The 22,872-nt window shown below is 64.2% G+C and carries 19 protein-coding genes; 13 read left to right on the forward strand and 6 right to left on the reverse strand.

What is annotated here, in order from left to right:
- Nucleotides 1-32: 32 nt before the first annotated feature.
- Together AC239G_RS05070 and AC239G_RS05075 are read right to left on the reverse strand one after the other, a co-directional pair.
- Nucleotides 33-2,696 (reverse strand): LuxR family transcriptional regulator, encoded by a 2,664-nt coding sequence (locus AC239G_RS05070; RefSeq protein WP_139907205.1) that lies wholly within the window; start codon nucleotides 2,694-2,696, stop codon nucleotides 33-35.
- Between the two features lie 405 nt (nucleotides 2,697-3,101).
- A complete protein-coding gene (locus AC239G_RS05075; protein WP_139468687.1) occupies nucleotides 3,102-3,506 on the reverse strand; it encodes a hypothetical protein in 405 nt (134 codons plus the stop codon).
- Between the two features lie 252 nt (nucleotides 3,507-3,758).
- On the opposite strand from AC239G_RS05075, the gene AC239G_RS05080 reads away from it, so the two are divergent.
- From AC239G_RS05080 to AC239G_RS05090, 3 genes are all read left to right on the forward strand, one after another.
- Nucleotides 3,759-4,967, forward strand: coding sequence for an acetyl-CoA C-acetyltransferase (locus tag AC239G_RS05080; protein ID WP_139907206.1), 1,209 nt, complete (start codon nucleotides 3,759-3,761; stop codon nucleotides 4,965-4,967).
- Between the two features lies 1 nt (nucleotide 4,968).
- The gene (locus tag AC239G_RS05085) at nucleotides 4,969-7,146 is read left to right on the forward strand and encodes a 3-hydroxyacyl-CoA dehydrogenase NAD-binding domain-containing protein (protein WP_487489933.1); all 2,178 of its coding nucleotides are present in this window, start codon (nucleotides 4,969-4,971) and stop codon (nucleotides 7,144-7,146) included.
- Between the two features lie 93 nt (nucleotides 7,147-7,239).
- On the forward strand, nucleotides 7,240-8,160 hold the full coding sequence (locus AC239G_RS05090) for an NADP-dependent oxidoreductase (protein ID WP_487489934.1): 921 nt from the start codon (nucleotides 7,240-7,242) through the stop codon (nucleotides 8,158-8,160).
- A gap of 64 nt (nucleotides 8,161-8,224) precedes the next feature.
- Here AC239G_RS05090 and AC239G_RS05095 read toward each other — a convergent pair whose 3' ends face one another.
- Complete coding sequence (locus tag AC239G_RS05095) at nucleotides 8,225-8,851, reverse strand: TetR/AcrR family transcriptional regulator (protein WP_139468683.1); 627 nt, start codon at nucleotides 8,849-8,851, stop codon at nucleotides 8,225-8,227.
- A 134-nt stretch (nucleotides 8,852-8,985) separates the two neighbouring features.
- Between AC239G_RS05095 and AC239G_RS05100 the strand changes: the two genes are divergently transcribed.
- The 4 genes from AC239G_RS05100 to cls all read left to right on the forward strand — a co-directional run bounded on the left by AC239G_RS05100 (nucleotide 8,986) and on the right by cls (nucleotide 15,494).
- Complete coding sequence (locus tag AC239G_RS05100) at nucleotides 8,986-10,599, forward strand: carboxyl transferase domain-containing protein (protein WP_139468682.1); 1,614 nt, start codon at nucleotides 8,986-8,988, stop codon at nucleotides 10,597-10,599.
- A gap of 17 nt (nucleotides 10,600-10,616) precedes the next feature.
- A complete protein-coding gene (locus tag AC239G_RS05105; protein WP_218973643.1) occupies nucleotides 10,617-12,626 on the forward strand; it encodes an acetyl/propionyl/methylcrotonyl-CoA carboxylase subunit alpha in 2,010 nt (669 codons plus the stop codon).
- A gap of 47 nt (nucleotides 12,627-12,673) precedes the next feature.
- A complete protein-coding gene (locus AC239G_RS05110; RefSeq protein WP_139468680.1) occupies nucleotides 12,674-13,846 on the forward strand; it encodes an acyl-CoA dehydrogenase family protein in 1,173 nt (390 codons plus the stop codon).
- Between the two features lie 175 nt (nucleotides 13,847-14,021).
- Nucleotides 14,022-15,494, forward strand: coding sequence for a cardiolipin synthase (gene cls / locus AC239G_RS05115; RefSeq protein ID WP_139468679.1), 1,473 nt, complete (start codon nucleotides 14,022-14,024; stop codon nucleotides 15,492-15,494).
- Between the two features lie 78 nt (nucleotides 15,495-15,572).
- Here the strand turns inward: cls and AC239G_RS05120 are convergent, their stop codons facing one another.
- Both AC239G_RS05120 and AC239G_RS05125 read right to left on the reverse strand, forming a co-directional pair.
- On the reverse strand, nucleotides 15,573-16,502 hold the full coding sequence (locus tag AC239G_RS05120) for a hypothetical protein (protein ID WP_482401535.1): 930 nt from the start codon (nucleotides 16,500-16,502) through the stop codon (nucleotides 15,573-15,575).
- A 306-nt stretch (nucleotides 16,503-16,808) separates the two neighbouring features.
- A complete protein-coding gene (locus AC239G_RS05125) occupies nucleotides 16,809-17,630 on the reverse strand; it encodes an HAD-IIA family hydrolase (RefSeq protein ID WP_139468677.1) in 822 nt (273 codons plus the stop codon).
- A gap of 181 nt (nucleotides 17,631-17,811) precedes the next feature.
- Here AC239G_RS05125 and AC239G_RS05130 point away from each other — a divergent pair, with 181 nt between their 5' ends.
- Together AC239G_RS05130 and AC239G_RS05135 are read left to right on the forward strand one after the other, a co-directional pair.
- Nucleotides 17,812-18,174 carry an ArsR/SmtB family transcription factor gene (locus tag AC239G_RS05130; protein ID WP_139468676.1) on the forward strand — a complete coding sequence of 121 codons (363 nt, stop codon included), beginning with the start codon at nucleotides 17,812-17,814 and terminating at the stop codon, nucleotides 18,172-18,174.
- 83 nt (nucleotides 18,175-18,257) lie between these two features.
- Nucleotides 18,258-18,770 (forward strand): SRPBCC family protein, encoded by a 513-nt coding sequence (locus AC239G_RS05135; RefSeq protein ID WP_139468675.1) that lies wholly within the window; start codon nucleotides 18,258-18,260, stop codon nucleotides 18,768-18,770.
- 32 nt (nucleotides 18,771-18,802) lie between these two features.
- Here the strand turns inward: AC239G_RS05135 and AC239G_RS05140 are convergent, their stop codons facing one another.
- Nucleotides 18,803-19,462: a histidine phosphatase family protein gene (locus tag AC239G_RS05140; RefSeq protein WP_139468674.1), complete on the reverse strand. Its 660-nt coding sequence runs from the start codon at nucleotides 19,460-19,462 to the stop codon at nucleotides 18,803-18,805.
- Nucleotides 19,463-19,547: 85 nt separating this feature from the next.
- On the opposite strand from AC239G_RS05140, the gene AC239G_RS05145 reads away from it, so the two are divergent.
- The 4 genes from AC239G_RS05145 to AC239G_RS05160 all read left to right on the forward strand — a co-directional run bounded on the left by AC239G_RS05145 (nucleotide 19,548) and on the right by AC239G_RS05160 (nucleotide 22,832).
- The gene (locus AC239G_RS05145; RefSeq protein WP_139468673.1) at nucleotides 19,548-20,078 is read left to right on the forward strand and encodes a MaoC family dehydratase; all 531 of its coding nucleotides are present in this window, start codon (nucleotides 19,548-19,550) and stop codon (nucleotides 20,076-20,078) included.
- A gap of 8 nt (nucleotides 20,079-20,086) precedes the next feature.
- A complete protein-coding gene (locus tag AC239G_RS05150; protein ID WP_139468672.1) occupies nucleotides 20,087-20,890 on the forward strand; it encodes an HpcH/HpaI aldolase/citrate lyase family protein in 804 nt (267 codons plus the stop codon).
- 13 nt (nucleotides 20,891-20,903) lie between these two features.
- On the forward strand, nucleotides 20,904-21,569 hold the full coding sequence (locus AC239G_RS05155) for a peptide deformylase (protein ID WP_139468671.1): 666 nt from the start codon (nucleotides 20,904-20,906) through the stop codon (nucleotides 21,567-21,569).
- An 87-nt stretch (nucleotides 21,570-21,656) separates the two neighbouring features.
- A complete protein-coding gene (locus AC239G_RS05160; protein WP_139468670.1) occupies nucleotides 21,657-22,832 on the forward strand; it encodes a hypothetical protein in 1,176 nt (391 codons plus the stop codon).
- Nucleotides 22,833-22,872: the final 40 nt, after the last annotated feature.

Below are 22,872 nucleotides of genomic sequence, written 5' to 3' on the forward strand. Positions count from 1 at the left end.
GATGAATGGACAAGCAAGGCGGCCGGTGCTGCTCACTCGTCCTCGGAGCGGGCCTTGTTCTCCTGGTCCAGAGCCCGCATCAGCTCGAACCGGGACTTCACCCCGACTTTGCGGTAGATATTCGTCAGTCTCAGCTCCACCGTCCGCACCGAGACGAAGAGCTCATGGGCGATGACATGGTTCTTGTAGCCCTGAGTGAGCAGTTCGACGACCGGAAGTTCTTTGTCGTTGAGGGAATCCGTGATCGACCCGGACGACTCGGCGTGCGTTTCTCCCACGACTCGAGCGTCTCCGAAACCGATGTCGGCGAGGACGGACCGACCGATCGCCTTCATCTCTTCGCTGTCAGCGTCATAGCCGAGTTCCTTGAGCTTATGGGCATAGGCCAAGAACGTCCGGCCGCGCACATATTCGAGTTCCGGACTCGTCCACGAATCGAGGAGGCGGGAGAACTCCCTCCAAGCCTCATCGCCAGACATCAGCAGCGCTCTGCTGCGCGCGGCCGCCGCTGCCGTCCAGGTCATCGGAACATCCCGCTGTGCCTGTTCGAGCTCGGCGAGGATCCGCTTGGCTTTGGAGATATCGCCGACATAGACGAGGGACTCGATGAAGTCGTCGAGATAGCGCAGAAGGTGAGGGCTGGGCAGTCGCGTCGACAGACGGTGGCAACGCGCGAAATGCCTGTTCGCGGAGGCGAAATCGCCCTCCTGCATCGCTGTTCGTGCTTCGATCGCCGCGAGCCTGCATCTCAGCAGCCAACTCGACCCCTGCGCCGTAAGTCGGCGGGCGTCGTGCACTGCGTTGCGGGCGAGATCCGAATGGCCGTCGAGGACCGCCATCATCGCGGTTCGAATGTGATCGTTGACGGACACACTCTCGTGATGGTCATTGCCGGCGGTGAGCAGTTCGTCCAATTCGCGAACGCGATGGTAGTTTCCGGCACGGCACTCGTTGTCGAACGCCACGACCCTGGACAACCTCGCCCACAGGGGTGTGAGATGAGATGACTGGTCGAAGAAGTTGCTCAACGCTGCACGAGCCTCGTCGAACCGGTCTGCCAAGGACAGAATCTGGGCGATGACGATCCATGAGAATTCGATGGCGAAGGTCCGGCGAATACGGTAGCCGATGACAACGAGTTCCTCGGTGGAGGGAAGGCATCGTCCATTGAGGGCTGCGTCGAAGAGATCGACGACTGATTCGACGACCTGAGCCACCTCTGCATCTGGGCCGAGTAGAGTTGATATCCGTTCAGCTGCTGCTCGTGCATTCTCTGCATCCCATTGCTGGAGATAACAGAATGCCGTACTGGCCAACAGGGAGGCACAGGCTTGCGGTGATTTCTCCGCATTGCTGTCGACGACTCTCATCACATGCTGATCGTTGATCACGCTCAATTCGGCATAGTCGATGAGGATTCGCAGCCTCAGCACCGAGGGACTGACCTCATCGGTACCTTTCCGCCCCTGCAGAAACCGCAGATATCTGCGCGCAAGGGTGTACTGGCACTGTGCCATGAGTTCTGCGGTCAGCTCCTCGACCGCCGACTCAGGCGCAGGGCCGTCAGAGAGGAGAAGAGCTCGTTCTGCCAATTCCAGTCCGTGAAGTATCCGACCGCCTCGGACACATTCGGTTGCACACATCAACAGGCCGACGACTCTTTCGGCATCGATGGCAGCGAAACTGGTGTGCCACATGTGCAGCACAGCCTCATCGTCCGCGAGCTCATCGGCGATCGCCGCATGATGACGGTGACGTTCGGTGTCGGTCATCGAATAGTAGACAACCGATCGGATGCGTGGATCGCAGACCTCGACGCCGTTCCGCATCTGTCGGACCAATCCCTGTGCGACGAGGTCCTCGATGCTTCCCTCACCGACCTGCGCGACCTGCTCGGCGATGTGGGTGGGAATGTACGCACCGCATGAGATGACTCTGAGCGCATCCAGCATCTGTATGGAGCAGTTCTCGAACGAGCGCCCCGCTGTCTCCTGAAGCTCGGGACCGGGCCTGAGGGGAAGCGAGAGAGCTTCGTTCTCGTAGAGCGCTCCAGGGCGAATCGCCGAGAGGAGCGATTCGAATGACCCGGGATTGCCTGCACTGCACCTGGCGACGATTTCGAGCACGCTCTTCCACGCCAGAGGCGACGTCGAGGACAATCCCAACTCGATGAGCGATTCGACCTTGAGCGGGCTCAGGACGACCCGTGGAAAGCTGCTCAGGGGTCCGGATCTGTCGATCGACCGGACCGAGAGGATCGCGCGCAGATTTTTGACGCTGCGACGTCGCAGCAGATAGCCGATCACCTCGAGACTGGCTGGATCCATCAGATCGGCATCATCGACGATGACCGCGAAAGCGTTGAAAGCTCTCTGCCGCAGTGAAGCGTCGAGGTTCTCTGCGACGGCAAAGGTCGATCGTTCATCGGTGGACGACGTGATCAGCGACCGCAGGCTCGTCCCGACGGCATCGTCGACAGCCGCGAGGAACGCAGAAAGTCCGGAGAGTCGCCACTTCCTTTCGACCGGGTTGGCACGCACGATGCTCACCGAAAGGGTGGTTGAATCGGCCACAGAAGTGAGGAGAGTGGTACGCCCCGAACCGGCAGGGCCGGTGACGACGACCGTGTCGGACCCGGCTCCTCTGGTTACGCTCAGCAGTTCGCTGAGCTCGTTTTCGCGTAGGTTCTGGATCATCGAAGGTGCTCGCTTCTCGGTATCGCCTGCTCCACAGACCGCGGTGCGAAACGAGGAACGCACCAGGCTCAGAAGAAGCCTGTGAAAGGTGGGGAGCGGGAAACCCTGGCGCAATGGGTGGGTCGCGCATCTGAGGGAGTGGTCTGCGGATAGGGGATCAACGTGTTCCCGGGGTGGAAACTGCAGATGATGCTACCGAACATCAGGCGATTTCCGCGGAGAAAATGTTTCAGTCATTGAATAGTTTCGCGAAACTATGGAATTTGCGGGATCTGAGCCACGGAAGACATCGGGCCCGTCTCGACATGATCTGCCATGTCGAGACGGGCCCGAGAATTGCGAAGGGGCATCCCCGCCGCCGGAAAGAGAATCGGCACGAGGTCCGAGCGCAGTGTGACTCAGCCGTCAGCGCTTCTTCACCGGTTTGAACGACGTCGAGCACTTCCACGTCGTCTTGCCCTTCTTTGCCGTCACGGTCACCTTGACAGCCTTACCTGGGGTAGCGCCGGAGATGTAGTACTTCAGAGAGGCCTTGCCCTTCTTTGACGCAGTGGCCTTCTTCTTCGTCTTCGTCGTCTTGTAGTGGGCAAGGGTCTCGACCTTGGCCTTCGAGCCGACCTTCGAGACATTGACCCAGGTGTTCGAGTACTGGCGGGGCTTCGAATTCGACATCTTCACTGCGCATTTCTTCGTCGCAGCTTCGGCGGGTGCCGCGTCGACGGCGATGGGGCCGGCGAGCAGGCCGACAGCAAGGGTCAGTGCCATGAGCTTCGAGCCCGTCTTCGTGCGGGCAAGGGTGGTCAAGGACATGATTCTCCAATGGGTTCCGAGTTGATGCGTCGACTTATCATAATCACGTCTGTCGTCGAAAGGAAACGCGGAATATTCGACAACTGAAGAAGTTGCGGAAGTGCGAGTGTGCAACCGAATTCACTCTGCTTGCGCCGGCGCTCGTGCGTGTGTTGCCCGTCACTCGAAACTGGGACACAATAGGGGTGCGAATATTACTGAACGATCGATCAGATCTTATGGTCGGTCTTCCATCCAGACTGTGAGGAACACATGAGCGAAGCGTTCATCTATGACGCAGTGCGCACCCCACGCGGCAAGAACCGCGGCGGAGCGCTGCACAGCGTCAAACCCATCGATCTCGTGACCGGACTCATCGACGCCATTCGCGAGCGCAACCCCGATCTCGACGACAAAGCCATCGACGACATCGTCCTCGGCGTTGTGTCCCCGGTCGGCGAGCAGGGGTCGGATATCGCCCGCGTCGCCGCCATCGTTGCTGGCCTCGACGAGTCCGTCGCCGGCGTTCAGGTCAACCGCTTCTGCGCCTCCGGGCTCGAAGCCGTCAACATCGCCGCCCAGAAGGTCGGCTCCGGCTTCGAGAACCTCGTCCTCGCCGGAGGCGTAGAATCGATGTCCCGTGTGCCGCTGGGATCCGACGGCGGAGCCTGGGCACAGGATCCGACGACGAACTATGACACGTACTTCGTGCCGCAGGGCATCGGTGCCGACCTCATCGCCACCACAGAGGGCTTCAGCCGGGCAGACGTGGATGCCTTCGCCGCCGAATCGCAGAAGCGTGCCGCTGCTGCCTGGGAGAACAACCTCTTCGAAACCTCGATCATCCCGGTCAAAGACATCAACGGCATCACCGTGCTCGACCGCGATGAGCACATGCGTCCCGGCTCGACCGTCGAATCGCTGTCGCAGCTGCCACCGGCATTCTCCAAGCTCGCCGCACAGACCGGATTCGACGAGGTGGCTCTGCAGAAGTACCACTGGATCGAAGCCATCGACCACGTCCACACCGCCGCGAACTCCTCGGGAATCGTCGACGGCGCCTCGTTGGTCATCCTCGGCGACGAGGAAGTCGGCCAGAAGATGGGGATGAAACCCCGTGCCCGCATCGTCTCCACCGCGGTCACCGGCTCGGAACCCACGATTATGCTCACCGGTCCGACTCCGGCGACGAAGAAGGCCCTCGACAAAGCCGGCATGACCGTCGATGACATCGATCTGTTCGAACTCAACGAGGCATTCGCCGCCGTCGTGCTCAAGTGGATGAAGGATCTCAACATCCCCCACGAGAAGGTCAACGTCAACGGCGGAGCCATCGCCATGGGCCACCCGCTGGGAGCCACCGGCGCCATGATTCTGGGCACTGTCCTCGACGAACTCGAGCGCCGCGACCTCAAGCGTGGACTCGTCACCCTGTGCATCGGCGCAGGCATGGGCATCGCGACGATCATCGAAAGGGTCTGACATGACGAACACTCAAACCACAGCTGCCGACTACCAGCGCAACACCGATGCCGAAGGCATCGTCACCGTCGTCATCGACGAACCCGGTGCCAAGGTCAACACCATGAACGACTACTTCGCAGCTGCCCTGGAGGCGACCGTGGAGTGGCTCGAAGCCAATGTCGATGACATCACCGGCGTCGTGCTGACCTCTCCGAAGAAGACCTTCTTCGCCGGCGGAAACCTCAACAAGCTGCGTGCGGCCGATCCGGCCAATGCCGAAGAGGAGTTCGCGACCGTCGAACACCTCAAGAAGGTGCTGCGTCGCCTCGAGACCTTCGGCAAGCCGGTCGTCGCCGCCCTCGGCGGTGCGGCACTGGGCGGCGGACTCGAACTCGCCCTGGCTGCTCACCACCGGATCGCCGCCGATGACAACCCGAGCGCCCGCTTCGGCTTCCCCGAGGTCTCACTCGGCCTGCTGCCCGGCGGTGGCGGAGTCGCCCGGTCGGTGCGCATGCTCGGCATCCAGACCGCACTGCAGAAGGCCATCCTGCCGTCGACGAAGTTCAAGGCCGCCGACGCCCAGGCGCTCGGCCTCATCGACGAACTCGCCCCCGCGGCCGAACTCGAATCCAAGGCCAAGGCCTGGATCAAGGCCAACCCCGAGGCTGTGCAGCCGTGGGACGTCAAGGGCTTCAAGATCCCCGGCGGCTCCCCGTCCTCACCGAAGATCGGCGCGATGCTTCCGGCGCTGCCGTCCTTGCTGCGCAAACAGGGCAAGGGTGCGCCGATGCCGGCTCCGCGAGCTGTGGTCGCCGCTGCGGTCGAAGGCGCACTGGTCGACATCGACACCGCGCTGACGGTCGAGTCCCGCTACTTCGTCAACGTCACCCATACTCCGGTGGCGAAGAACATGATCAAGGCGTTCTTCTTCGACCTCGGCCACATCAACTCCGGCGGCTCGCGCCCTGACGGTGTCACACCTCGTCAGGTGAAGAAGCTCGGCGTGATCGGTGCCGGAATGATGGGGGCGGCGATCGCCTACAGCGCAGCGAAGTCCGGTATCGAGGTCGTCCTCAAGGACGTCGAGCTCGCCAATGCGGAGAAGGGCAAGGCTTACGCCGCCAAGCGTGAGGAATCGGCCTTGGCCAAGGGCAAGACCACCGAGGCGAAGTCGCAAGCTGTCCTCGACCGGATCACCCCTAGTGCCTCGGCCGAGGATTTCGCCGGTGTCGACTTCGTCATCGAGGCGGTCTTCGAGTCCGTCGATCTCAAGCAGAAGGTGTTCCAGGAGATCCAGGACATCGTCGAGCCTGATGCGGTCCTCGGTTCGAACACCTCGACCCTGCCGATCACCGACCTGGCCAAGGGCGTCACCCGGGACAAGGACTTCATCGGTGTCCACTTCTTCTCGCCGGCCGACAAGATGCCGCTGGTCGAGATCATCTGCGGTGAGCACACCTCCGACGAGGTCCTCGCCCGCACCTTCGACCTCGTGCAGCAGATCCGGAAGACTCCGATCGTCGTCAACGACTCGCGCGGATTCTTCACCTCCCGCGTCATCGGCACCTTCATCGCCGAGGCGGTCGCCGCCGTCGGCGAAGGCGTGGAGCCGGCCAGCGTGGAACAGGCGGCACTGCAGGCCGGGTACCCCACCGGTGCCCTGCAGCTGCTCGACGAACTGACGCTGACCCTGTCGCAGAAGATCAACAAGGAGACCCGCGACGCGGTCGAGGCCGCTGGCGGCACCTGGATAGCCCACCCCTCCGAAGCCGTCTTCGACTGGATGGTCGAGCAGGGACGGACCGGACGCAAGGACGGCGCCGGCTTCTACGACTACGACGAGAACGGCAAACGCACCACGCTGTGGCAGGGTGTACGCGAGAAGTACGAATCGGGATCGAATGATCAGCCCTTCGCCGATCTGCAGGAGCGGATGCTCTTCGCCGAGGCGATCGAGACGATCAAATGCCTCGACGAGGGGGTGCTCACCTCGGTGCCGGACGCGAACATCGGTTCGATCTTCGGCATCGGATTCCCCGCGTGGACCGGCGGCGTGCTCCAGTACGTCAACCAGTACGAAGGCGGTCTGGCCGGCTTCATCGACCGGGCGAATGATCTGGCTGCGAAGTACGGCGAGCATTTCACACCGCCGGCCTCGCTGGTCGAACGCGCGAAGACCGGGGAAACCTACGAGTAAGAGGAGACCCCTGGAATAGCCTGATGGCCTTCCGGTGTTGTCCAGTCACACTGAGACTTCAGTGTCACTGACATCTACCGGAAGGCCATTGCCATGCGCGCCGCCGTCTATGACGCCTACACCGAGAACTTCGACGACATCACCGTCCGCGAGCTGCCCGACCCGAAGCTGCCGCCCGCCTCGGTGCTCATCGAAGTCAAGGCTGCCGGAGTCAACCCGGTCGACTGGAAGCTCGTCGGCGGGCACCTCGACCCGGTCATGCCCACGCAGTTCCCCGTCATCCCGGGCTGGGACGTCGCCGGTGTCGTCGTCGGACGCGGCTTCGACACCCCGGAATTCTCCATCGGCGATGAAGTCGTCGCCTATGCACGCAAGGACGTGCTCGGCGGCGGGACCTTCGCCGAGAAGGTCGCCGTCCCCGTGCGTGCGGTCGCCCCGAAGCCGAAGAGTCTGAGCTGGGAACAGGCAGGCGGACTGCCGTTGGCCGGCGGCACCGCTCTGCGGACCCTCGAGTCCCTCGGCGACCTGGAGGGCAAGACCGTGCTCATTCACGGAGCCTCCGGGGGAGTGGGCGGCTTCGCCGTGCAGATCGCCCGGGCCGCCGGAGCACGCGTCATCGGCACCGCGTCCGAAGCCAATCATGAATACCTGCGCGGACTCGGCGCCGAGCCCGTGACCTACGGCGACGGCCTGGTCGAGCGCGTTCTCGAGGCTGCCGGCGGCGAGGTCGACGGGGTCGCGGACTTCGTCGGGGGAGTCCTCGACGACACCCTGGCCGTGCTCGCCGAGGGCGGAGCGCACGCCTCGGTGGCCGATCCCAGCGTCGCAGAGCACGGCGGACGCTACATCTGGGTGCGTCCCGACGGCTCCGAGACTGCTCGCCTCGGTCTCCTCGTCGACGAAGGAAAACTCACCGTCGACATCGCCGGCACCTACGGCCTCGACGATGTTCCCCGGGCCTTCAAGGACAGCGCCACCGGTCACGTCCGCGGCAAGCTCGTCATCGTGCCCTGAATATCGGCTATACCGTCCTCGGTGATCGAAAAATCGCCGAGGCGGGACTCGGCTGATCCGGTGATCAGCTGAGTCCCAGCGCCGCGGCCGCTGCGGCGCGCAATTCGACCCCGACCACCTCGGCGCTGGAGCGACGAGCCTGGTGCGGGGTCGAATTCATCATCCCGAACGCCGCATGCACACGCACAGTGGCCGACTCCAGCGTCCACACCGGGTGGGCGGCCTCGACGACCTCCGCCCACCGACTGACATAGGCGCGCTGGAGACGGCGCACGGTCCGTCGCGATTCGTCCGGCAGCGCCTCGAGGTCACGGTCCTGGATGCGGATGAGCTCGGGCTCGCTCATGGCGAAGTCGACGTGGAAGTCGATGAGACGTCGCAGGGTCCGGACCGCCTCGGTGGGGGAGATCCCCGACGCGGTGTCCCATGCCGCGGAGACGATCTCCTCGCCTCCGGACTGGAGATACGCAGAGATGCCGACGAGGAGCTCCTCGAGCACGGCCTCCTTCGACGAGAAATGCCGGTAGACCGCCGGTGCCGAGATCCCCGCACCTTTGCCCAGGTCGTCGAGGCGCACCCCATGGAAGCCGTGCCGGGCATAGAGCGTCTTCGCGACCTCGAGCAGCTGCTCGCGCCTGGCTGCCTTCGCCGCTGCCCGTGCCGTCGGCTTGGCCTCGTCCGAGATCGACATCCGGCCTCCTTCCCTGAGCCTGATGACAACCGCCTGGGACGACGTCGGTGCGGTCTGGCTCGTGCGTTGTCAGTTCTGCCTGTGAGCAGTATCATAGCAGTCAGTTAAGAATCATTAACTGAAATGAGGATGGAATGAGAGCAGTGGGAACTGCGGTCAGTCCGGCGACGGGGCAGGTCAACTCCGAGGCCCATGCCGAACTCATCGTTGAACTCCGGGAGCGCATTGCGGCCACAGCCCGCGGCGGTTCCGAGAAGTCCAGACAGCGCCATATCGATCGCGGAAAGCTGCTGCCGCGTGAGCGCGTCGAGCATCTCCTCGACCCCGGCACGCCCTTCCTCGAACTCTCTCCGCTGGCCGCCAACGGCATGTATGACGACGCCAGCCCGGGCGCCGGAATCATCACCGGAATCGGGCGGGTCGCCGGCCGCGAATGCGTGATCGTGGCCAATGACGCCACCGTCAAGGGCGGAACCTACTACCCGGTGACCGTGAAGAAGCACCTCCGGGCTCAGGAAGTCGCCAAAGAGAACAGCCTTCCGTGCATCTACCTCGTCGACTCCGGTGGCGCGAACCTGCCGAATCAGGACGACGTCTTCCCCGACCGAGAGCACTTCGGTCGCATCTTCTTCAACCAGGCCACCCTCTCAGCTGCCGGAATCCCGCAGCTGGCCGCCGTCATGGGCTCCTGCACCGCCGGTGGCGCCTACGTCCCCGCGATGGCCGACGAATCGATCATCGTCTCCGAGCAGGGCACGATCTTCCTCGGAGGCCCACCGCTGGTCAAGGCCGCCACCGGTGAGGAAGTCACCGCCGAGGAGCTCGGCGGGGGAGCGCTGCACTCCCGGGTCTCCGGCGTCACCGACCACCTCGCGGCCAATGACCCCCATGCACTGGAGATCATGCGCGACATCGTCTCGACTCTCGGGCCGAAGAGCACTCCGAACTGGGACGTCATCGAATCCCGCATGCCGGCACACTCGCCGGAGGAGCTGACCTCGGTGGTGCCGGTGGACTCGCGAACACCGTATGACGTCCGCGAGGTCATCGCCCGCCTCGTAGACGGATCCGAGTTCCACGAGTTCAAAGCCGAATACGGCACGAGCCTCGTCACCGGATTCGCTCACCTCGACGGACACCCCGTCGGCATCGTCGCCAACAACGGAATCCTCTTCGGCGAATCCGCGCAGAAGGGCGCCCACTTCATCGAGCTCTGCGACCAGCGCAGCGTGCCCTTGGTGTTCCTGCAGAACATCTCCGGATTCATGGTCGGCCGCGACTACGAAGCCGGCGGCATCGCCAAACACGGTGCGAAGATGGTCAACGCCGTCGCCACCGCCCGCGTCCCGAAGTTCACCGTCGTCATCGGCGGCTCCTTCGGCGCCGGCAACTACTCGATGTGCGGCCGCGCGTACTCCCCGCGTTTCCTGTGGATGTGGCCCAATGCCCGCATCTCCGTGATGGGCGGCGAACAGGCCGCCAGCGTGCTCTCGACCGTCAGGCGCGACCAGCTCGAGGCCCGCGGCGAGGAGTGGAGCGCCGAGGCCGAAGACACGTTCAAACAGCCCATCCGCGACCAGTACGAAGCCCAGGGAAACCCGTACTACTCGACGGCTCGCCTGTGGGATGACGGAATCATCGAACCCGGTGACACCCGCCAGGTACTGGCACTGGCCCTCGAACTCGCCCGCTTCGGACCGATGGAACGCCCGCTGAATGCCAGCGGCTACGGCGTCTTCAGAATGTGAGCCCCACCATGACGAAAATGTTCACAACAGTCCTCATCGCCAACCGCGGCGAGATCGCCCTGCGCGTCATCCGCACCTGCCGCCGACTCGGCATCCGCACCGTCGCCGTCTACTCCGACGCCGACGCCCGTGCGGCCCACGTCAAGGCCGCCGACACCGCGGTCCACCTGGGGCCGGCCGCCGCCTCCGAGTCCTATCTGCGCATCGACAAGGTCATCGCCGCAGCACAGGCCACGGGAGCCGAAGCCATCCACCCCGGCTACGGATTCCTGTCGGAGAACGCCGAATTCTCCGCTGCCTGCGCCGACGCCGGAATCGTCTTCCTCGGCCCCGGAGCCGACGCGATCCGGACGATGGGCGACAAGATCACCGCGAAGCAGGCTGTCTCCTCCCGCGGGGTGCCGCTCGTGCCCGGCACGAAGGACGCCGCGATGAGCGACGAGGCCCTCATTGCGGCTTCGACGGACGTCGGCTTCCCCGTGCTCATCAAGCCCTCCGCCGGCGGCGGCGGCAAAGGAATGCACGCGGTGTTCGAAGCCGACAAACTCGCCGAGGCGCTGCGGACCGCCCGCCGCGAAGCCGCGAGCTCCTTCGGCGACGACACGCTGTTCCTCGAACGCCTCGTCGCCACCCCGCGCCATATCGAAGTCCAGATCATGGCCGACGCGCACGGCAACGTCATCCACCTCGGCGAACGCGAATGCTCCCTGCAGCGCCGTCACCAGAAGGTCATCGAGGAAGCACCCTCTGCGCTGCTGGACGAAGAGACCCGCGCCCGAATCGGCCAGGCCGCCTGCGAGACCGCGAAGTCCGTCGGCTATGTCGGAGCCGGCACTGTCGAGTTCATCGTCGGGGCCGACCGTCCCGATGAGTTCTTCTTCATGGAGATGAACACCCGACTGCAGGTCGAACACCCCGTCACCGAGGAGGTCACCGGAGTGGACCTCGTCGAACTCCAACTGCGCGTCGGCGCGGGCGAAGAGCTGCCGCTGACGCAGGATGACATCACACTGACCGGGCATTCGATCGAAGCGAGAATCTACGCCGAGGATCCCTCGCGCGGATTCCTGCCCACCGGTGGGCGTGCCCTCGACGTCGTCTTCCCAACCGGTGAGGGCATCCGCGTCGATGCCGGCCTCGACGCTGGCCAGACCATCGCCTCTGACTACGACCCGATGATCGCGAAACTCATCGTCCGTGCCGACGATCGGGCAGCGGCGCTCAAGCGGCTCGATGCCGCGCTCGCCGCCTCGGCGGTGCCGGGAATCGTGACGAACATCGACTTCCTGCGCACCCTTCTCGCGCTGCCCGAGGTGATCTCCGGGGACCTCGACACCTCACTCATCGACAACCTCGGCGAGGATCAGCTGGCGCACAGCGCCGGTGAGACCCACGCGCAGCTGGCGGCCGCCGCTGTCACGGTCACCGGGGGAGCGGCAGGCACGACCCTGACCGGACCGGTCACGGACGCCGAACTGACCGCGAATCGGTCGGCCGCCTCGGCGTGGGCAGGACCGAGCGCCTGGCGCACCTCACGTCCGGACTTCCATCCCACGGTCACCCTGGCCACGGGCGGAGAGACGGTCGACGTCGAGACTCGAGCGGGAGCCGTCGAGGTCGATGCCGACGGACTGTGGCATGTCACCCTCGACGGGATTCAGCACACGGCGCGGATCTTCTCCGATGCCCGTGACCGCAGCATCTGGGTGAGCACCGACACCGGAATCCACGTCTTCGTCCGGCCGCAGGCCGACACCTCGCTGACCCCTGGACTCGAAGGCGCCGAGGTGCTCGCACCGATGCCCGGCTCCGTCGTCGATATCAAGGTCGAGACCGGGGATGCAGTCGAACAGGGAGCACCGATCGTCGTCGTCGAGGCGATGAAGATGGAGCACGTGCTCACCGCACCCGCAGCCGGAATCGTCACCGTCACCGCTGTCGAAGGTGCCCAAGTCGCTCTCGACGAAGTGCTCGCCACAGTCGTCGACGAAGCCGCCGCCGAGGCCGTCGCAGACGCCACCGAATAATCATCAGCCACTCACACCACAACCACGCCACAAGCGGGGAGGAAACTATGGAAACCTTTGTTCCGGGAATGCTGCCCGAAGAATACGAAGACCTGCGTCAAGGTGTCGCGAAATTCGCCGACGAAGAGGTCGCACCCGTCTCAGCCGAACTCGACGCCAAGCACGAGTTCCCCTACGACCTCGTTGCGAAGATGGGCGAGATGGGGCTCTTCGGTCTGCCTTTCGACGAAGAGTACGGCGGAATGGGCGGCGACTACTTCGCTCTGTGCCTGGCCATCGAAGAACTCGGCCGGGTCAACCAGTCCCTGGCCATCACGCTCGAGGCCGGGGTCTCGCTCGGGGCGATGCCGATCTACCGCTTCGGCACCGAAGAGCAGAAGAAGGAATGGCTGCCGAAGCTCACCGACGCCTCGGGCCTGGCCGCCTTCGGCCTGACCGAACCCGAGGCCGGATCCGATGCCGGCGGCACCCGGACCAAGGCCACTCTGGAGGGCGGGACCTGGACGATCAACGGCAGCAAGTGCTTCATCACGAACTCCGGCACCGACATCACCCGCCTGGTCACCGCCACCGCCGTGACCGGAACCCGAACGTCGAAGTCGGGCCGCGAAGTGCCTGAGATCTCGACGATCATGATCCCGACCGGCACCCCCGGCTTCACCGCCGAACCGGCCTATGACAAGGTCGGCTGGAACTCCTCGGACACGCACCCGCTCACCTTCGACAATGTGCAGGTGCCCGAAGAGAACCTGCTCGGCGAACGCGGACGCGGCTACGCGAACTTCCTGCGCATCCTCGACGAGGGCCGCATCGCCGTGGGCGCCCTGTCCGTCGGCGCCGCCCAGGGCTGCGTCGACGAATCAGTGAAGTACGCGAAGGAACGCCAGGCCTTCGGCAAGCCGATCGCCGACTTCCAGGGCATCTCCTTCAAGATCGCCCGCATGGAAGCACGCGTCGTCGCAGCCCGGTCGGCGTACTACCTCGCGGCTTCGCGGATGCTCGCCGGACTCCCGTTCAAGAAGGAAGCGGCTATTGCGAAGATGATCGCCGGCGAAGCAGCCATGGACAATGCGCGCGACGCCACCCAGATCCACGGCGGCTACGGCTTCATGAACGAATACCTCGTGGCTCGCCACTACCGCGACTCGAAGATCCTCGAAGTCGGCGAAGGCACCACCGAGGTCCAGCTCATGCTCATCGCCCGCGAACTCGGACTCTGAGCTCCCGCTCCTGATCTGAGAGCAGGTGCCGACCTTCCGTCGGCCACCCATGCCAAATCGCCCGCCGAGGCGGCGCCGCACATCCGTACGGACGTGCAGGTCCGCCTCGGCGGGCGATATTCTTATCCGATAACACCGTGAGGTGAGACGGCGACCGAAAGGGAAGTGGGAGCACATGGATCTCAGCATGGTGGCATCGGTGGCGACGACGACGTGGATCGTCATCGAATACATCGTGAAGATCATCGCGGTCGGTGTGGTGCCGGAGAACCGTCGCCCGTCATCGTCATCGGCATGGCTGCTGCTCATCCTGTTCGTGCCGATCGTCGGAATTCCCGCATTCCTGCTGCTCGGCAGCCCTTATATCAACCAGCGCCGGGCGCGGATCCAGGCCGAAGCGAACGAACTCATGCACGAAGGCGCCGACGACCTGCCCGATGTGCCGCCGTCTCTGGTCGCCGAGCCCGAATTCGTCTCCGTCGCCCAGCTGGGGCGGGCACTGACCGCGCTGCCGATGGTCACCGGCGACAGCCATGGGGTGATCTCCGATTACGCAGCGTCGATCGCGCGGATGGCCGAACTCGTCGACGAAGCACACGAATACGTCCACGTCGAGATCTACATTATGGCGTGGGATTCGACGACCGACGTCTTCTTCCAGGCGCTCGAGCGAGCATCTGCGCGCGGGGTCGAAGTCCGTGTCCTCTTCGACCACATCGGATCCCGGAAGTATCCGGGATTCCACCGGCTCGGCAAACGACTGAACGCGGCCGGCATCGAATGGCACCTGATGCTGCCGTTCATTCCATGGCGAGGCAAGGCTCGGCGCATCGACCTGCGCAACCACCGCAAGCTGCTCGTCATCGACGGCAAGCGGGCGATGATGGGTTCGCAGAACATGATCGATTCGAGCTACCTCAACAGGAAGAACTCACAGATCGGCCGGAACTGGCACGACATCATGGTCGAGCTTTCCGGGCCCATCGTCGCCGGAATCGAGGCGGTGTTCTCCACCGACTGGTATTCCGAATCGGGACAGGCTCTGGGCATCCGCCCGTACGAGCGCGACGGCAACGAGCCCGAAGTCGGCGGGGCGACGAGCGCGATGCAGCTGGTTCCTTCGGGGCCCGGGTTCACGACCGCTCCGAACCTCAAGGTCTTCACCTCGATGATGTACCTGGCGCAGAAGCGTCTGGCCATCGTCAGCCCCTACTTCGTGCCCGACGAATCGCTGCTGGCCGCCGTGGAGACCGCGGCCAGGCGTGGGGTCGACGTCGAACTCTACGTCAGCGAGCAGGCGGACCAGTACATGGTCGACCGGGCACAGTCGTCCTACTACCGGTCGCTGCTCGAAGCTGGGGTGCGGATCTTCCTGTACCCGAAACCCGCCGTGCTGCACACGAAGTGCTTCATCGTCGACGACCTCTATGCTGTGATGGGCTCATCCAACATGGACATGCGCTCGTTCGGCCTCAACTACGAGATCAGCCTGCTGACCACCGGCGGCGACCTGGTCGACGACATCATCGATGTCGTCGCCGACTACCAGGGCGTCAGCGACGAACTCACCCTGGAGGAATGGGAGAAGCGGCCATGGCTCCGCCGCTATATGGAGTCCGTCATGCGCCTGACGTCTTCGCTGCAGTAGGCGGGCTGAGGCACGGCTGCTTCGCCGAGAAACGGGCTGAGTGTCGAGAAACGCACGTGCGCGCCCGTGTCTCGACACTCAGCCCGTTTTTCGCTGATCAGTCGTCTCGATGGCCCGCTTGATCGCAGCGAAGATGCGAGGTCTGAAGAGGTCGCCGAAGCTCAGGTTGAAGACCTTGAAGCCGGCGTTGAGAAGGTCCATATTGCGCTGATGACTCAATTTGGCCGCCTCATCAGGGCCGTGAGGGTTGAGATAGAACTTGCCGAGACCGTGGACTTCCACTGCGACAGCAGCGGACTTGTGCCGAAAGTCATTGCGTCCGATGAACTTGCCCGACTCTGTGAACGTGTCGACCTGCGGGACCATTCCGGTTACTCCGAAGCGATGGAACTTCACTGCGCAGACCGCCTCGGCTGGAGATTCATATTCGGCGTTCGAGAGATCAACGGCCAAGAGGGCTCTTCGGCGTCCGCGTTGCCCTTTCGCCAACAGATCGGTGATGTCTGCCCGGTCCACCTCTCCCGAACGGAGTGCTTGAGAGATGAGCGGTACAGAAACTTCGAGCGAACGGTCAAGAGCAACGTCAGCCAGAGTCCTGGGCAGAGTGGTGACCGGATAGGCGAACTCGGATGAGACCTGTTCCGGTGGAAGTCTGCGCGAGTAGATGAACACGCCGTCGTAGTTGCGGGTAGGGGAGTTCCTGGAGATCTCGACTTTCGACGATTCGAGCACAGCGGGGTCAAGACAGTGGATGAGCGCGGCCGAAACATGAGAGAACACATCTCCCGGCAGAAGCTCACCGAGGCGGCATGCGATCTGGACCCGCAGCTCCTCGGCTTCGTCCCGCAGATCTCCGAAGGTTTTTGGAAACGAAGTGTCGTGATCCGTGGAAAGACCGCGGATGGGTCCGTGATGGCTATCATCACACGACTTGCGGATCACGTAGTGACCCTTCCTGACTAGGCGCAGGCAGCATCGTTTGGCTTCGGCCAACTGTCTGCGGGACATGCCGAGTCCACGGAGCTGTTGCGCTGTCAGCACTTGGAACATCTATCAAGGATGATCTTAAAATATGCCAAATGCAAGCAAATACTATTAAACGTGGTTTATTTGTGTGGTCAGATGGTGCAGCTTCGGCGACGGCGAAGGGATTGATGCAGCACGGGCCTGTGCTGGGTTGCAAGGTCGCCGGCTCCATCGAAAAACGGGCTGAGTGTCGAAACACGGGTGCGCACACCCGTGTTTCGACACTCAGCCCGTTTCTCGGCGGCCCGGGGTGCATGCTCCCTGTCTCTCGGCGAAGGAGTGCGTGCCTCAGGCAGAGCCTGTGGGGTCGGGGCCGAGGTCGCCGCGGCTCTCCAGCGGCACGTCCAGCAGATTGTGGACGCCGTCGACGATCTCGTTGGGTCGGAACGGAAAGCGGCGGACATCCTCGGCGGTGGAGATTCCCGACAGCACGAGGACCGTGTGCATGCCCGCTTCCATGCCCGCGATGATGTCGGTGTCCATGCGGTCGCCGATCATTGCGGTGCTCATCGAATGGGCGCCGATCCTATTCAGGGCCGAGCGGAACATCATCGGGTTGGGCTTGCCCACGACGTAGGGTTCGCGGTTCGTCGCCTTCGTGATGAGGGCGGCGATGGCGCCGGTGGCTGGCAGGACGCCCTCGGGGGAGGGACCGGTGGCGTCGGGGTTCGTGACGATGAAGCGGGAGCCGGCGTCGATGAGGCGGATCGCCTTCGTGATCGCCTCGAACGAATATGAATGGGTCTCGCCGACGACGACGAAGTCCGGGTCGTGCTCGGTCATGACGAACCCGGCCTCGTGGATCGCCGTGGTCAGCCCCGCCTCGCCGACGACATAGGCCGTGCCGTGCTCGACCTGATTGGACAGGAAATCCGCGGTGGCCATCGCCGAGGTCCAGATGTTCGACTCGGGGACGTCGAGCCCGTTCGAGCGCAGCCGGGCGGAGAGATCGCGAGCGGTGTAGATGGAGTTGTTCGTCAGCACCAGGTAGGGGATATCGGCCTGACGCCACTGGGCGAGCAGCTCTGCGGCTCCCGGCAGAGGATTGTTCTCCTTGACCAGGACACCGTCCATATCGGTCAGCCAGCAGTCGATCGAATCGCGATCCATGTCTCTCCTCGAGCTCGGGGTGGGCCGAAGCGGCTGCTTCCAGCCTAGTCGGGTTGGGCGCAAGTGTGCTGAGAAGTCCGATCCGGGGTGCCGTACCCCCTTTGCGGATCGTCCCCGAGCCCCCTTGACGGAGCGGTCGAAGAGTGTATTGTAGAAATCACTTAATTAAGGGGATGCTTAAATGAGTATGGATCACGTCTTCGCGGCGCTTGCCGATCCGACGCGTCGGGCGATCATCGATCGTCTGCGCGGGGGAGACAAGACCGCCGGTGAGCTCGCGGAACCGCTGCCGATCAGTCGTTCCGCGGTCTCCCAACACCTCAAGGTGCTCGAGACGGCGGGGCTGATCACCCGATCGAAAGCCGCGCAGCAGCGCATCGTCGCACTCAACGCCGATGCCCTCACCGAGGCGGTCGGCTGGCTGCAGGCGGCCCACGACGAATGGCAGCAGCGCTTCGACAGCCTCGACCGCATCCTCGCCGAGGAGGTGCCCACCGATACATCGACGACCGACCCGTCGACCACAGATCGAACTGCGGACTGACTATCGACATCAACGACGTGCCGAATGACGCAGACATCACGTATGACGCAGACATCATGCACGACTCAAGGAGGAGAACAGCGATGAACGCCGAGAACACGGCCAACACAGACACCACAGCCAACACAGTGACCGATCCGAACAGCGCACAGGCGGTTGAACCCGGATTCACCATCGTCCGCGAATTCGCCGCCCCGCGCGCCCGCGTCTGGGAAGCATGGACGAACCCGGACGTCATGGCGCGCTGGTTCCACCCCGAAACGCTGGTCACTCCACGCGAATCCGTATCCGTCGACCTGCGGGTCGGCGGCGAATACACCTATACGATGCGCATACCCGATACGGGGCAGGAGTTCCCGACCGCCGGGAAGTACCTTCACATCGACGAGCCCGTCCGCCTCGACTTCACTTGGGGAAGTCCCGGCGAGGTCGACGATGCCCCGCGCGTCAGCGTCGCACTTGAGGAGATCGGCGCCGACCGCACTCGCATGACGTTCACGCTGACCGGCCTGCCCAATGACTCGGGTGAAGACGCCAGTGCCTACGACGGATGGTCATCGGCCTTCAACGAACTCGGTACAGAGCTCGGGTCCTGACCGGTGCCGACTGATCACGGCGGTGGACCGCCTCAGGCATCGCCGAGGTGGTCCACCGCAGCGAGCGACCGCAGGGTCCGATTGCCGAATCGATCGTCCTCGGTCAGTTCGGTGATGCACCCGGAATGCGCGGCGAACGTCGCCCGCCCCATCGCCTCGAGAGGCAGTTCGAGCCACCGACCGATGACGAACGTGTGGGCGAAGCCGTGGGTGACGACCACCTGGTGCGAGGCTCGCTGCGTGAGGATCTCGCCGACCGCGGCGTAGATCCGAGCACCGGCCTCGCGTCGCGTCTCCGCGCCGTCGATGCCTTCGGCATGATCGAGGCGCATCGTGTGGTCGAAGGCGTCGTCGGGCACGGGTGGGAAGATGAAGCGCGCGTCCAGCCAGGACTGCTCCCGTCCCTCCGCGACTCCGTACGACTTCTCGCGCAGACCCGGGTGGTCGATTGCGCGCGTGCCGAGTCGATCGGCGATCACTTCGGCGGTCCTGCGCGTCCGTTTGAGATCAGAGGTGAATACCGGCGCGGAGGCGGCCGTCGGGATCCGCGACCGCAGTTCGGCGGCGATGCGATCGGCTTGGAGTTCGCCGCGGACGGTGAGCTCGGAATCGTGCCACCCGCCGACCCGGGCCTCGAGATGGTGTCGGGCCTCCGGGTGGGTGACGACGAAGAGGGATCGTGTGATGGTCATGGTGTGCTCGATCCTACCGACCCCCGGGTCGCAGTGGTCCGGTGAATGGCGATAAACTCAAATCACGACGAGTGAGGAGCGTTACATGAGTGACAAGGTCATTGCACAACGAGGTCTGTGGCTGGACGAGATGGAAGTCGGCGCCACCTATAAGCACGCACCGGGCCGCACAGTCACCGAAGCGGACAACACCCTGTTCACGGCCGTGACGATGAATACCCAGGCCCTGCACCTCGACGCGGCATGGTCGGCTACCGAACCCTTCGGCGAGCGCCTCGTCAACTCGATGTTCACCCTGGCCACCCTCATCGGTCTGTCCGTGTCCCAGCTGACGCAGGGAACGACAGTCGGAAACCTCGGCTTCTCCGAGGTCAGCTTCCCGGCACCGATGTTCCACGGCGACACTCTCTACGCAGAGACGACGATCCTCGACAAACGCGATTCGAAGTCCCGTCCGGGCCAGGGCATCGTCACCTTCGAACACCGCGGCTACAACCAGGACGGCAAACTCGTCGCGAAGGCCGTGCGCCAGGCGATGATGTTCGACTCCAGCCACGAGTCCACGGCGGCGAAGTCCGCCGCCGACACCGCCGATCAGTCCGACACCGGAAAGTGAGCCCCCATATGTCCCTCGAGTTCAAACCCGCCTGGCTCTTCGTCCCCGGCGATCGTCCCGATCGGTACACGAAAGCAGCCGAACGCTCGGATATCGTCATCCTCGACCTCGAAGACGCCGTCAACGAGGCCGACAAAGCTGCCGCACGGGAGTCCATCGTCGACTTCCCGCTCGACCCGACCCGCACGGTCGTGCGGGTGAACTCCCACGATTCGGGCCACCTCGGCGAAGATCTGAAGATGCTCGCGCGCACCGAGTACACGGCCGTGATGCTGCCGAAGGCGGAGCTTGCATCTGATGTGTCGATCCTGTCCGGGTTCCAGGTCATCGCGCTCATCGAAACCGCGCTCGGAGCCGTCAACGTCGCCGAGATCGCCGCTGCGCCGAATGTCTATGCGCTGATGTGGGGTTCGGAGGATCTCATCGCCGACCTCGGCGGAGGCTCCTCCCGCAGGGCCGATGGCGGCTACCGGGAGGTGGCCAAGCATGTGCGCAGTCAGACCCTCCTCGCCGCTCGGGCCCATCGCAAGTTCGCGCTCGACTCGATCTGGGCGGACATCCCGAACCTCGAAGGACTGGCAGCCGAGGCCGAAGACGCCGTACAGTCGGGGTTCTCCGGCAAGGTCTCCATCCACCCCAACCACGTGCCCGTCGTCCGCGACGCCTTCCGCCCCAGCGACGAACAGCTGACCTGGGCGCGGTCCGTGCTCGACCTGGCGAAGACGGAGAAGGGCGCATTCTCCTTCGAGGGCAAGATGATCGACGCCCCGCTGCTCAAGCACGCCGAACTCATCGTCGCCCGCGCGAACTGAGGGACACCACCTCGTGAACGTCTCCGATGCGCTCATCGCCGACCAGATCCGTGCCGTCCTCACCGCCGCAGAGACGGGGGACGGGACCGCGCCCATCGTCGAGGCAGGGAACCCGGTCCTCCGGTCCCAGACCCGCCCTTTCGACGGGCAGGTCGACGACGCCGAGCTCGAGCAGCTCGCCGAGGTGATGCGAGCGACCATGCTCGCCGCCCCGGGAGTCGGCCTTGCCGCCCCGCAGGTGGGCATCGGCCTGTCGATGTTCGTCGCCGAAGATCCTGGTGCCCGTGATCCCGAGGTCGCGAAGGTCCGGCAACGGGAGCCGATGCCGCTGAGGGTGGTCCTCAACGCGGGCTGCGAACGCGCCGGAGGTGAGGACGTCGCCTTCTATGAAGGATGTCTGTCGATCCCCGGCTACCAAGCCGTCGTGGCCCGCCCCCGCAACATCGCATTGACGGGCATCGACCTGCAGGGCGACCCCATCGCCGAGGAGGTCTCCGGCTGGTCGGCGCGCATCGTCGCCCACGAGACCGACCACCTATCCGGGATCCTCTTCCTCGACAAAGCCGAGATGCGATCCCTGGCGACGAACGAATCCGTGGCGAAGTTCTGGCACCAGCCCTCGACACAGAAGGCCGCCGCAGAACTCGGCTTCTCCTTGCCTTCGGGCATGGTGATGTGAACCTCCGCCGCGGTCGCCGGTCCGGATACCGCCGAGACTGTTGACCGCTCTCATCTGCGTCACAGGCGGGCATGTTTCGATAAGGACATGCGACTTCCCGACATCCCCCTTCGTCATCACCGAACCGTCCGTACCGCTGCCGCACTCGGCACCGGCGCCCTCGCGCTGGTGCGACGCCGCGACGTCTCCGCCGAACGCCAGACCGGCCTGAGAGCGGGAACCGCCCTGGCCAATGCGGGCCTGACCTGGCTCACCGGGTCCCGGGCCTTCCTCGGCAAGGTGGGCGGATCGAGCGGCATCGACGAATTCCTCGGAGCCTTCTCCACCAGAGGGAGCGGTCCCGTCCGATATGCTTCCTCTCCTGCGCACATCTCTGACGTCGGAGTACTCGACGGCGATGCCGCCGCGGATACTTGGTGGGACGAACAGGCGAGCGTGACTTCCCCGGCGTTCCTCAATGCGGTCACCGCGGCAGCAGCGGGAGCGGCCTCATGGGCGCTCTGGCCGCTGACGGAGCGGCTGGCGGAGGCTATCGATGCGAAACTGCCGACGGGCGTCGGCCGAGGTCTCAATGCCGTCGTCAACGGCGGGCTCGTCGCGGTGACAGCGGTCCTCATCGACAAGGTCGAGAAATGGACCGACGACGTCGAGGACTTCGACTACGCGCCGGTCGAGATCGAACTGCCCACCCGCATCCGGGAGTCGGTGAACCTCCTGTTGTCACAGCCGCATCCCGTCGCACAAGCCACCGCCGAGGCAGTGTCCGAGCAGCTCGACACCGCGCGCTTCTTCGTCTGGGTCACCTACCCGAGAGCTGAGTATCCGGGAAACGAGCCGATCATTCTGGACCCCGACCGGCTGGCCGAGATCATCAGGAACGAAGACATCGAGAGCATCCACGTCTACCCCGCAGCATCATCCCCGCGGGTGGTCCCGGCAACGCAGACATACCCGGTCGTTGGGATCAGGCACAGCGCGGACCAAGATGGGGGAGAGACGGCTGAGAGGGAACTGAGTCTGAGCATCGTCAACGGCTATCTCGACGCCATCTCGTTCAGCTCGCCTGGTTCAGATTTCAGGGTCTCCGAGGATCTTCCCGAGGACTCTGTGCCGGGAACGCTGCATCCCGAGGGCCTCGAACAGGAGTCAGACTATGCGGGCTACTCGAGCAGTTTCGAGATCCTCGACGAGGACGAACATATGACCGTGCTGGCGACGTGGCCTGCCCCCGATCAGCTGACCTTCCGCGCCGATGGCAGCTGATCGTACCGCTGGGGCCGGGAATAACCTGCTCGCGTCATCG

It is taken from the genome of Brevibacterium sp. Lmc1, from assembly GCF_057654315.1.